Origin of the sequence: Chitinophaga lutea (genome assembly GCF_003813775.1) — a bacterium.
Lineage (GTDB): Bacteria > Bacteroidota > Bacteroidia > Chitinophagales > Chitinophagaceae > Chitinophaga > Chitinophaga lutea.
On the sequence record NZ_RPDH01000003.1, the window covers coordinates 53,220 to 64,599 of the forward strand.

An 11,380-nucleotide genomic window follows, 5' to 3' on the forward strand; every position below is an offset into this window, starting at 1 on the left:
TAAGATCTGCGTACCCGCGATCATGTTCTGGAGCCGGTTATCGAATAATCATCACCATTTTAAGATCTGCGTACCCGCGATCATGTTCTGGGGCTGGTTATCGAATAATCATAACCATTTTAAGATCTGCGTACCCGTATTCATGTCCCGGAGCCGGTTATTCGCATAATCATCACCATTTTGAGGTCTGCGTATCCGCGATAATCTCCCGAAGCCTGTTATTCCAGCATTATCTTCATCATTTTGAGCTCCTGCCTATCCACGATAATATCCCGAAGCTGGTTATTCCTCCGAATATCGGCTGCTGTAGGTTCGCTTCCCCAAAAACTTAGCGTTGAAGAAGGGACGGTGGGGCGCTTCACCAGTTCTCATAAGGGATAGATGGGCCCATCATACCACGCCAGCAGAGCATAAACAAGTAAATAACCAATCCCGGGAACAAACCGCCCATTCTTAGATATTACAAAATTAAAGCAAACGTTTGCTGCCTCCCTGTTTTCTCTCCTCACTATTCAATGATAAACGTAAAAAGTACGCGATATACTTTTTTTTGAAAATGATTAAATAGTATTATTTTGTGGTAAGATGATGAAATAACAATCGATTGAAATGCTAAATCGGGTGTTTTCGGGAACTGAATGACACGTTAAAAACTGGTGGTAATAAATACCAAATCTAACATCTGGAGACGGATCCGTACAAAAATGAATTCCATGGCTAACATTGTAATCTCCGATTACGTGAAGACTATCAACCAAGCGGATTTTTTCAATGGTAAACTTTAATAGCAGAGCTTTCTTGAAATTGATTTCGTAATTCAACTAAAAACTAAACTTATTATTCTTTCCGCGTGCACGTGTAAACTGACAGTACAGAAAACAACAATGTAGTGCAAACGTTTGCCGCATGGAGACATGCCGCACCGTACCGCCGTTCCTCCACGAACGGAACGGACCTCCTTTTTCTTGCCTTACTCAAAAAATAAGCGTTATGTTCAATTGTCTACCACTTTCAATATCCCCGCGGCGCCTCGGCGTCAGGTGGATATTCATGGCCTGCATCCCACTGGCGGGACCATTGCAGGGAACCGCCACAGCCGCATCAACGGCCGTGTATTTCCAGGAAGAACGCGCCGTCAGGGGCCGCGTAACAGACGAAACCCAGTCCCCCCTCCCCGGCGTCAGCGTCTCCCTGAAAGGAACGTCTTTCGGCACCGTGACGGATGCCAACGGCAACTTCTCCCTTAAAACATCCGCCACACAAGGCGTGCTGGAATTTTCCTTCATCGGCTATACCAAACAGGAAGTCGCATTTTCGGGCAACAGCGCCGTGAACGTGCAGCTGAAATCGGACCAGCGTGCGCTGGGCGAAGTAGTTGTAGTGGGGTATGGCACCCAGAAAAAAGTAAACCTGGTGGGCGCCGTATCGGCCATCAAAGTAGATGAGGCCATCACCAACCGCGCCCTCCCGAACGCTTCTTCAGCGCTCTCGGGGCTCGTTCCGGGGCTCGCGGTATCGCAGTCAACGGGCATGGCGGGCCGCAACGGCGCGAGCCTCATCATCCGCGGCCTCGGCACCGTCAACAACGCCAACCCGCTCATCGTCATCGATGGAATGCCGGACGGCGACATCAACCGGATCAACATCAACGATATCGAAAGCATCTCGGTGCTGAAAGACGCGACCTCTGCGTCTGTGTACGGTTCCCGCGCGGCGAACGGCGTTATCCTCATCACCACCAAATCGGGGAAGGGCCAGCAGAAAACACAGCTGAACTTCAACGGCACGTATGGGCTCACCAAACCGACCAAGGCATACGATTTTATGGCCGACTATCCCCGCGCGCTCACCCTGCACCAGCGGCAGGCCGCGGTGGGACAGCTTAAAACCAACTGGCTCTTCAAAGACGGCACCATCGACCAGTGGATGGCGCTCGGCATGATCGACCCCCTGAAATATCCGAATACGGACTGGTGGGAGCTCATCACCCGCGACGGGCAATTGCAGAACTACAACCTCTCGGCTTCTGGCGGCGGCGATAATTCCAACTTCTTTTTCTCCATCGGGGTGATGGATGAAAAAGGCCTCCAGATCAATAACGATTACAAACGTTATAATGCGCGCTTCAACTACGATTACAAGCTCCGCAAAAACATGAACATCGGGGTGCGTTTCAACGGCAACTGGTCTAAATTCCAGTATGCGCTGGAAGACGGGTTTACCGACGATAACAGCAGCAATACCGCCGGTTTCGACCTCCAGTTCGCCATTGCGGGCATCCAGCCTTACGACCCGAAAACCGGGTATTTTGGCGGCGTGATGGCCTACAACGAAGACGCACAGGCCTATAATCCCTATACGGTTTACGTGAACACCCTGAACCGCCAGAACCGGCAGGAAGCGAACACCATCGCTTACATCGACTGGTCGCCGATCGAAGGGCTCACCGGCCGCATCGATTATTCGCTCAACTACTACAACCAGTTCCGCTGGAACGCGAACATGCCGAACCGCGCCTTCAATTTCCAGACGGGCAACTTCGGCAGCCGCGTGTATGTGGGGGAGAACGCCGGGGTGAACAATTACACCAACACCGGGTACAAAACCATGCTGAACGGCCGGTTGACGTACCAGAAAAAAATCGCGCAGCACCACGACCTGAGCGCGCTGTTTGTGTACAGTGAAGAGTTCTGGTACGACCGTTACCAGGCCAGCGGCAGGAACGACCGCATCCACCCTACGCTGCGTGAAATCGACGCGGGCCTTACCTGGATCCAGATGACGGCGGGCAATTCCAACACCGAGGGTTTGCGTTCCTACATCGGGCGTATCAACTACACGGCGTACGACAAATACCTGCTTGAGATCAACGCCCGCTATGATGGTTCCTCCCGCTTCCTGCCCGGCAGCCGTTACGGCTTCTTTCCCTCTGTGGCACTGGGCTGGCGGTTTACGGAAGAGAACTTCATCAGCGCCTTCACCAAAAACGTGCTGAGCAGCGGCAAGCTCCGGTTTTCCTACGGCGGCCTGGGCAACAACAGCGGCGTGGGCCGGTACGAACAGCAGGAAACGCTCGACGCCAGCCACTACTTCGTGGATAACTCCATCGCAAGGGGCATCGTCTACAAAAAAATGATCAACACCGCACTGTCGTGGGAAACCACCACGGTCATGAATATCGGCCTCGACCTCGGTTTCTTCGATAACCGCCTCACCGCCGAGCTGGATTATTACAACAGGTTGACAACGGGCATGAACAGGCCCTCGGAAATGTCGAACCTGCTCACCGGCGCTTACGATGCGCCCCGCAAAAACATCGGCAACCTGCGGAACAGGGGCGTGGAAGCGAACATCACCTGGGGCGACCGCGTCGGTGAATTCAATTACAGCATCAACGTGAACGCTTCCTATAACCAGACGGAACTGGAAAAATGGAACGAGTTCCTCGGGAAAGGCAACATTTTCCTCGGCCTGCCTTACCGCTTTGTATACGCTTACCAGGACGCGGGCATCGCGCAAACCTGGCAGGACGTGTATAACGCCACACCGCAGGGCATTTCTCCGGGCGACCTTATCCGTAAAGACCTGAACGGCGACGGCAGGATCACGGCGGAAGACCGCAAGGTTTATCCCAACGCGCAGCGCGAACGGCCCACCACTTTCTTCGCCCTCAACGGCAACGTATCGTGGAAAGGGATCGACCTGGGCATCCTGCTGCAGGGCAGCACCGGCCGTAAGGATTTTGTGACGAACAACTACAACAACACCAACCCCTCGGCCGCGCGTTACGCCTGGACCTGGAACCACTGGAACAATGCCTGGTCGCTCGATAACCGCACCGGCCCATGGCCGCGCCTGGCGGGCAGCGGCGGCAACCGGGAGGAAACAGCTTACTGGCTCGACGATATGAGTTACGTTCGCCTGAAGAACATCCAGCTGGGATATTCCGTGCCGTCGAAAATTCTGAGAAGGCTGCACATCAATTCCTTCCGCATTTTCGGTTCCGCCGAAAACCTCGCGACCATCACAAATTACCGCGGCCTCGATCCGGAACTGACGGGTAACAGGAGCAATGCCTACCCGCTGAATAAATCTTATTCCGCAGGCATTAATGTTGGGCTTTAAAAACGTACGAACATGAAAAAATCAATTGCAAAAATATATCTGATAGGCATGCTGGCGGGCTGGGGAGTATTTTCTTCCGGTTGTGTGAAAAACCTGCTCGACCAGGATCCGACTGTTGACCCGCAACTGGTCAACCTCTGGAAAACCGAATCGGACGCCACGCTGGCCATGATGGGCTGTTACGCGGACGTGCGCTCCGTATTCGACCGCGATTATTTAATGGAAGGCCATGGGGAGTACACCCGCGTGCGCGGCAGCGCCGTGAGCAGCACCGACCTCCGGTTGGGGGATGCGTACAACGGAGCCGGCGGTATTTACGACCCCACCGGTTATGCCGACAAATGGGATGAAATGTACCGCTACCTCTACGGCGGCGTGAACCGTTGCAACTATGTGATCGACAACGTAAACAAACTGATGGAGAAAGAAGGCATCTCCCGCACCAATATGGAGCGCCTGCTCGGGGAAGCGCACCTGCTGCGCGCCATGTGTTATTTTAAACTGATCTCCATGTGGGGCGACGTGCCGTATTTTTCCAGGACGGTGACGAGCAATGACCAGGTAGCCACCCTGGCCCGCCTGCCCATCGGCCAGGTGAAAGATTCCATCATCAGCGATCTGAATTATGCTTTCGAGAAGCTGCCGCAGAAATCGCCCGAGCTGGGCCGCGCTTCCAAGCCGGCGGCGCTCGCGGTGCGTGGCAAACTGCAACTGTACTGGGCCTGCTGGAATGAATTCGGCTGGCCGGAACTGGCAGGTTTCCAACCCAGCGCTGCTGCCGCTACTACGGCGTACAATGCGGCCGCGGCCGACTTCCGCAGCGTGATCAACGACTACGGGCTTACGCTTTTCAGGAACGGCGACCCCGGCGCGATCGACGGGCCGGGTCAGGCGGATACGCTGCCCAACTACTATTACCTGTTTCAACCCGTCGCCAATAACAGCCCGGAAATGGTGATGTCGTTCCCCCATGGCGGTACCAACACCGGCCAGGGTGAGGAACTGATGCGTGATGTAGCTGGCCGTTCACACGAAGGCTCGCAGCTGTGGGTGATGCCGCGCTACGAGATTGCAGACCGTTATCAGAGCACCGTTACCGGCGACTTTGCCACCAAACTGATCCCCCTCAACCCGGCGGATGTGCCGGATGCCAGAACAAGGGCCAACTCGGCGCTGAACCCGCAGAGCTACCAGAACCGCGACTATCGCATGAAGGCGTCCATCATGTGGGATTACGAAATGAGCATCGGGCTCAACAGCCTGAAATCGACCGGCTGGTGCCCCTTCATCTACAAAAACTGGGGCGGCAGCGTCACCATCGACGGTATCCGTTATATCACCTACAATACCGATGGTAACAACTCCGGTTACGTGTTCCGTAAATTCCTCCGTAATTACCCGGGCCAGGGCCGCAGCGACGGCGATTATGCCTGGCCGGTGATCCGGCTGGCGGATGTGTTCCTGATGTACGCGGAAGCCACCAACGCGGTAAACGGTCCGCAGGCCGATGCCATCGAACTGGTGAACAAAGTGCGCCGCCGAGGCAACCTGCCGCCGCTGGCTGCTGCTAAAACCGCCAGCAAGGCCACCTTCTTCTCCGCCATCGAGCAGGAGCGTATCATAGAACTGCTGGGCGAAGGTCATCGTGGTTTTGACCTCCGCAGATGGAGAGCGCTCGAAAGAGTGTGGGGCGTACCCGGCAGCGCCGGCATATGGAGGATAGACACCCATGGCGCCAACCAGACGCGCTATTACCAGAACGTGCCCGAGAGAACGTACCAGCAGAACTATATTTTCAGGATTCCGCCATCGGAGCGCGACCGCAACCCGAACCTGACGCAAAACACGCCCTGGCTGTAAAAGAATCCTCACCTAAAAAAAGAACAAGATGAAAAGATATATCTCCATCACCGCCGCCGTGCTCCTGGCCGCTATGACGTGGCTCGGCTGTAAGAAAGACCAGCCGGTGGATGAAGACGGTTTACTGATCACCACCCGTGCGGAATGTTACGTGAGCAACTTCGAATTGCTCGGCGCGGATTTTCAGACGGTGCGCACCAAAAACGCCGTGATCGACACCACGGCCTGCACCATTAACGTGGAAGTGTTTTTCGGGACGGACCTGAAGAACCTCTGGCCGCAATTCTCACTGGTAACGGACGCCAAGCTCGATCCGAAGATTACCGGCAAGGTTGATTTTTCCGATCTGGCCAATCCCAAACAATACACCGTGGTGTCCGGGAACCGCCAGGTAAGAAAAACGTACAAAATTTTTATTACCGTAAAGCCTTAAACGAATAATCATGTCAGCAAAATATCATCAGCATACAGTGTTCCTTTTTGCTTTGCTGCTGGCCATGGCCGGTTGTAAGGAAAAAGATTACGCCATCCCCGAACCGAAAGGCGTGATGCAGAACGATGCGATCAAACGTTCGATCGGGCCCAACCTGGTAGGCCAGCGCATTGAATTCACCTACGCCATGGCGCTGCCGGCGGCAAGAGGTAAACTCGTGTCGGCCCAGGTGGATGCGTCCATCGCGGGGGCGCCGGCCACTTTCCTGGAGCACCGGTCGTTTTATACCAACTCCAGCGGGGTGGATGTCGGCGTGGAGGTAGGCTCGCCATCCGTGAACAAAGACAACGCCACTACCGTGACCTTCACCAAAGACACGATGGCGGCCACCCTCCGTTATTACTACGTGGTGCCGGAAGAAGCCCGCGGCAAGTCCGTGAAATTCACCTTCACCGGTAAAAGCAGCAACGGCGAAACGGTGACTTACAATCTCGGGCCGTACAACATTTCCGTGCAGGATATGAAACTCGACCTGAAACCGGTAGATGCCGCGGCCTGTTACATTTCCATCGAGGACATGGCGGTGTATACCGCCGCGGAGGCCGCCACCCGGCCCGATAAGATCGATCTCGTGTACGTGTACCGCACCACCTCCAACTACCTGCATTCATTCGTAGCGCCCAGCGCCAATGCCCAGTACCTGCCGGGCGTAACGCTGCCGAATGGCGTGAACAGGGCCACCAAACTGATACGCACCTGGAACCTCCGCGATCAGCAACTGGCGCGGTTGCAGTTCGGGGTGTTCATCGACGATGCGGATTTTGAAAAACAGCGTTTTGATGCGGCTACCGACGCGGCCATCAACACCAAAGCGGAAGCAGGGCTGTGGGTGCTCACGGCCGACGGCAAATACAAAGCATATGTATTTGTCAACGCCGTCAACAACACCGCCAAAAGCGCTACCGTCAGCATCAAACGGTACCGTTTGAATTAATATCCGGGGGCCGTGGACAACACGGCCCTTTTTTACAATATTACGTTATGAGGAAACTGCTTATTATCCTGTTATCATGCATCAGTGTCGCCGTTTCGGCGCAACCCTTCCAACATCCCGGTATCAACCAGTCGGCCGCCGACCTCGCCCACATGAAAAAACTTGTATTAAGTGGCGAAGAGCCTTACGCCGGTGCCTATCAGCGGCTTAAACAGTCGATCGACCTGCAGGCGCCCGCCAGGCCGGTTACCTATGTGCTGCGGGGGCCTTCGGGCCGGCCCAATATCGGCGCCGGTGAGCTGATGGGTGGTGCGGCCACGGCTTACAATTGTGCGCTGGTGTGGTACATCTCCGGCGACCGGGCGTATGCCGGCAAAGCGATCGAAACGCTCAATGCATGGTCGGCTACCCTATGGGATTTCGATTACAACGACGCGAAACTTTTTGCCGGGTTAAGCGGACACGTGTTCTGTAATGCCGCCGAAATCATGCGGCATAGCAACGCCGGCTGGAAACAGGCTGACATGGACCGTTTCGCCGGTATGCTGATGAACGTCTATTACCCGATCATCAGGTATTACTATCCTTCCGCCAACGGCAACTGGGACGGTGCTATTATTCATACCATCATCGCCATGGGCATTTATCTCGACAACCGGGAGATGTTCAATAATGCCATCGGGCATTACCTGCACGGGCCGCTCAACGGCAGCCTTTTCAAATATATTTACCCCAGCGGCCAGTGCCAGGAAAGCCAGCGTGACCAGGGGCATGTACAACTGGGCATCGGTGAATTTGCCGGAGCGGCGCAGATCGCTTATACGCAGGGAGTGGATCTTTTTTCCATCGCCGGCAACCGCCTGGCTTTGGGATATGAATACACCGCCGGTTTCCTGATGGGCCGTACACCCCACTGTTACGGCACGCTGTCGGAAAGGGTGAAAGAACTGCGCGATAATTTCGAGGCGGTATACCGCCATTATGCCGCGCACGGCATGGTATTGCCCTACACGAAACAGGCGGCGGATTCGGTGCGGCCGAAAGCTTCCCGCAGTGTGCTCACGGCCGTGCGCGCGCCCCAGGGAAAAGTTACGCCGCAATCGCCGCCCACAGCTTCCACCATCGGTTATATCGCCGGTGCCACCGATGCGCCGGCCATACCTGCCGGGGCATTGACGGTGCAGCCGGGCGAAAATATCCAGCAGGCGCTGGATGGCGCCAATGGCCGTTGGGTGGTGCTGAAGAAAGGCCTTCACATCCTGCCTGCTACGCTTAAGATCCCAAGCAATATTACGCTGGCCGGTGAAGGCGTGGGCACGGTATTGTTTCTCGACACGGCGTCCGGCATGCGTGAAGCGATGCTCAATGCAACGCCCGACCTGCATGATGTAACGATCCGCGACCTGGTGATCGAAGTGGCGCAAAGCGCCGTTCCCGGCCGGGATCCAAATGGTAACCGTTCCCACAGCCGGAAAGCCGGCAACAGGGCCGGCATCGTTTTCCGTACCGAAAAAGAAGGCGGAATGAAGAACCTGCAATTCAACCGGGTGACCATCCGCAACGGCACCTTCAATGGCCTGCTTATCAGCGGCGCTACGGGCATCGTTATCAACCGCTGCGACTTTAACGAGAACGGCAGCTATATCGTGCCCGGCCCGAAATTGCAGCACAATGTGCGGCTCACCCATTGCAGCGATATCCGGATGGACGATAGCCGCATGGCCGGTTCGCCTCACGGCAGCGGCATTGCGCTGGATGCCTGTACGGACGTGGCGGTGAGCAAATGCGAAATCACCCGCAACGCCTATTATGGTGTGCAGGTGAATGCCTGCCAAAAGGTAAGCGTGACCGGCTGCCTCATCGAAGGCAACGACCGCAGCGGGGTGATGCTGGAGTTTTTACACAGCGGTTCTGAAAGCGTGACGGTTAAAAATAATCTCATTCACTACAACGGTGGATTTGGTGTGGAAGCCTACGCCGCCAAACAACTGACGGTTGGCGGCAACACTTATGCCGGTAACGGCAAAACCGCAGCGCAGGAGAAACTGAGCAGCGATAAGTATGTGGTGATGGAATAATGTGTCGCCCGGCCGGGTTACCTGCACCAGCCGGACATTTTTTTATTCTGTATTTTTAATCCATGCAGGCAAACCTCGAAAAAGAAAATGCCGCCCTCGAAGCGGTGAAACTCGTCCGGCAGGATATGACCGTGGGACTGGGTACCGGTTCCACCGCCGAATATGCGATTCATGCAATCGGCCGCATGGTACGGGAAGGACTGCGCATCAAAGCGGTGGCCACCTCGGCCCGGACCGCCGCACTGGCGGCACAATACGCCATCCCGCTCATGGCCATCAACGAGGTGGAGATGATCGACCTCACCATCGACGGGGCCGATGAATTCACCGCCAACCTGACTTTGCTCAAAGGTGGCGGCGGCGCATTGCTGAAAGAAAAGATCGTGGCCGTGAAGTCCCGGCAGGTGGTAATTATAGCGGATGCTTCCAAATATGTGGAACGCCTGGGGAAATTCAGGCTGCCGGTGGAAGTGATCCCCGACGCGGCGAATTATGTGCTGAGAGAACTGACGGGCAAAGGCGCCGTGCGGATGCAGGAAGGCAAACCCTTCGTGACCGATGAAGGCCATCATATCATCGACGTGGATTTCGGGCTGATCGCCGATCCCCATCGCATCGACACGCAGCTCAATAACATCGTGGGCGTGGTGGAGCACGGCCTGTTCATCGGCATCGCTTCCCGCGTGATTATGGGGGTAGGAGAGGAAGTGAAGATTTTTAACGGCTGAATAGTACATTTACAATCATGAAACCAGATATCACCATCTCATATTGCCCGAAATGCGGATGGCTGCTGCGCGCGGCCTACATGGCGCAGGAACTGCTCACCACATTTGAAGAAGACCTCGGCGGCATAACCCTCCGCCCCGCGGCCATCAACGGCAGCTACCAGATCCTGCTCGATGGGGAAGTGATCTTCGACCGCAAAAGGGAAGGACGTTTCCCTGAAATCAAGGAACTGAAACAGATCGTGCGCGACCGCGTCAACCCCGGTAAAAGCCTGGGCCATGCAGACCGGAAGCCCGATGATTCAGCGCCCGCCCAACCATAACAGCGCATCGGCAATCAGCTTTGATTGTATGGCATTCCCAAAGGTATAAGAAAGCGTCGCTTTCGTTTGATGTTCGTAATCGATATCGTTGTGCCCCATATTCATGTACAGCATGCGGTACTTCGTGTTCGTCCAGGCCACGGGGTAATCGCCGCTGCGCCATATTTCGTGCGGTTTGGGGCCGGTGCCTAAAGGAAAGCTCGCCGGGTGAACGGAGAGCAGTATGTTGATATCGGGGTTTCTGCGCAGGTTGTTGCTCCAGCGGTACCATTCATTGGGTGCGGAACGGAAAGTGTCGGGCAGGTGCCGCGTGGCGGGATGGGTGTTGTTTTCCACCTGCAGCACGGCGGCGGTAGGCCGCCAGGTATTGCTGGCGTAGGAGCCGGATCCGAGGAATGTTTCGTGGTACCAGTCCCAGTTCTGTGGGTATTGCGAAGGCGTAAGCGCAAACGCGGCAAAATGAAACCCGAGCCAGCCGCCGCCATTCCGCATATATTTCTCAAATGCCGCCCGCTGCGCCGCGCCGTCCGGCCGCGAATCGAGGAATATCACCACCTGGTACCTCAACAGGAACGTATCGTTCATATTATCCCAGTTGCTGGTCGTATCATACACAAACCCCTCCCGGGCCGCCAGCGCGGAAAACCAGGGATGCGCCTCGCGGATGAAACTGATGTGCGCCTGGTCGTGTTTGCCGGTGAAAAACGCCACTGCCCTGAATCTGGGCTGGGCATAGGAGGCCATTGTGCAGAGCAGGAGAAGAATGAACGTGGAAACCGGCTTTTTCATACCTGTAATTTACAAAGCGGGCGCGAGAAATGCCAGTAGTAAGAATGTGC

Annotated in this window: 8 protein-coding genes; 7 read left to right on the top strand and 1 reads right to left on the bottom strand. The window is 55.5% G+C overall.

Annotated features, from left to right (window positions below):
* Positions 1-990: 990 nt before the first annotated feature.
* The 7 genes from EGT74_RS23350 (at position 991) to EGT74_RS23380 (ending at position 10,541) form a co-directional block, all read left to right on the top strand.
* On the top strand, positions 991-4,125 hold the full coding sequence (locus EGT74_RS23350; protein WP_123849035.1) for a SusC/RagA family TonB-linked outer membrane protein: 3,135 nt from the start codon (positions 991-993) through the stop codon (positions 4,123-4,125).
* Between the two features lie 12 nt (positions 4,126-4,137).
* Positions 4,138-5,985 carry a RagB/SusD family nutrient uptake outer membrane protein gene (locus EGT74_RS23355; RefSeq protein WP_123849036.1) on the top strand — a complete coding sequence of 616 codons (1,848 nt, stop codon included), beginning with the start codon at positions 4,138-4,140 and terminating at the stop codon, positions 5,983-5,985.
* 28 nt (positions 5,986-6,013) lie between these two features.
* Complete coding sequence (locus tag EGT74_RS23360; protein ID WP_123849037.1) at positions 6,014-6,418, top strand: hypothetical protein; 405 nt, start codon at positions 6,014-6,016, stop codon at positions 6,416-6,418.
* A gap of 10 nt (positions 6,419-6,428) precedes the next feature.
* Entirely contained in the window at positions 6,429-7,412 is a 984-nt protein-coding gene (locus EGT74_RS23365) for a DUF4466 family protein (RefSeq protein ID WP_220392960.1), read from the top strand.
* Between the two features lie 47 nt (positions 7,413-7,459).
* Positions 7,460-9,490, top strand: coding sequence for a right-handed parallel beta-helix repeat-containing protein (locus EGT74_RS23370; protein WP_123849038.1), 2,031 nt, complete (start codon positions 7,460-7,462; stop codon positions 9,488-9,490).
* Between the two features lie 62 nt (positions 9,491-9,552).
* Complete coding sequence (gene rpiA / locus EGT74_RS23375; RefSeq protein WP_123849039.1) at positions 9,553-10,218, top strand: ribose-5-phosphate isomerase RpiA; 666 nt, start codon at positions 9,553-9,555, stop codon at positions 10,216-10,218.
* 17 nt (positions 10,219-10,235) lie between these two features.
* The gene (locus tag EGT74_RS23380; protein ID WP_123849040.1) at positions 10,236-10,541 is read left to right on the top strand and encodes a SelT/SelW/SelH family protein; all 306 of its coding nucleotides are present in this window, start codon (positions 10,236-10,238) and stop codon (positions 10,539-10,541) included.
* Here the strand turns inward: EGT74_RS23380 and EGT74_RS23385 are convergent.
* Positions 10,521-11,330, bottom strand: a complete 810-nt coding sequence (locus EGT74_RS23385; RefSeq protein WP_123849041.1) for a ThuA domain-containing protein — start codon at positions 11,328-11,330, stop codon at positions 10,521-10,523. The two genes, EGT74_RS23380 and EGT74_RS23385, sit on opposite strands and share 21 nt — an antisense overlap.
* Positions 11,331-11,380: the final 50 nt, after the last annotated feature.

What these genes read in the sequence shown, in the direction of transcription:
- EGT74_RS23370 (WP_123849038.1), top strand. Translation starts at nt 7,460, where the DNA reads ATGAGGAAACTGCTTATTATCCTGTTATCATGCATCAGTGTCGCCGTT.
- EGT74_RS23380 (WP_123849040.1), top strand. Translation starts at nt 10,236, where the DNA reads ATGAAACCAGATATCACCATCTCATATTGCCCGAAATGCGGATGGCTG.
- EGT74_RS23355 (WP_123849036.1), top strand. Translation starts at nt 4,138, where the DNA reads ATGAAAAAATCAATTGCAAAAATATATCTGATAGGCATGCTGGCGGGC.
- EGT74_RS23360 (WP_123849037.1), top strand. Translation starts at nt 6,014, where the DNA reads ATGAAAAGATATATCTCCATCACCGCCGCCGTGCTCCTGGCCGCTATG.
- rpiA (WP_123849039.1), top strand. Translation starts at nt 9,553, where the DNA reads ATGCAGGCAAACCTCGAAAAAGAAAATGCCGCCCTCGAAGCGGTGAAA.
- EGT74_RS23350 (WP_123849035.1), top strand. Translation starts at nt 991, where the DNA reads ATGTTCAATTGTCTACCACTTTCAATATCCCCGCGGCGCCTCGGCGTC.
- EGT74_RS23385 (WP_123849041.1), bottom strand. Translation starts at nt 11,330, where the DNA reads ATGAAAAAGCCGGTTTCCACGTTCATTCTTCTCCTGCTCTGCACAATG.
- EGT74_RS23365 (WP_220392960.1), top strand. Translation starts at nt 6,429, where the DNA reads ATGTCAGCAAAATATCATCAGCATACAGTGTTCCTTTTTGCTTTGCTG.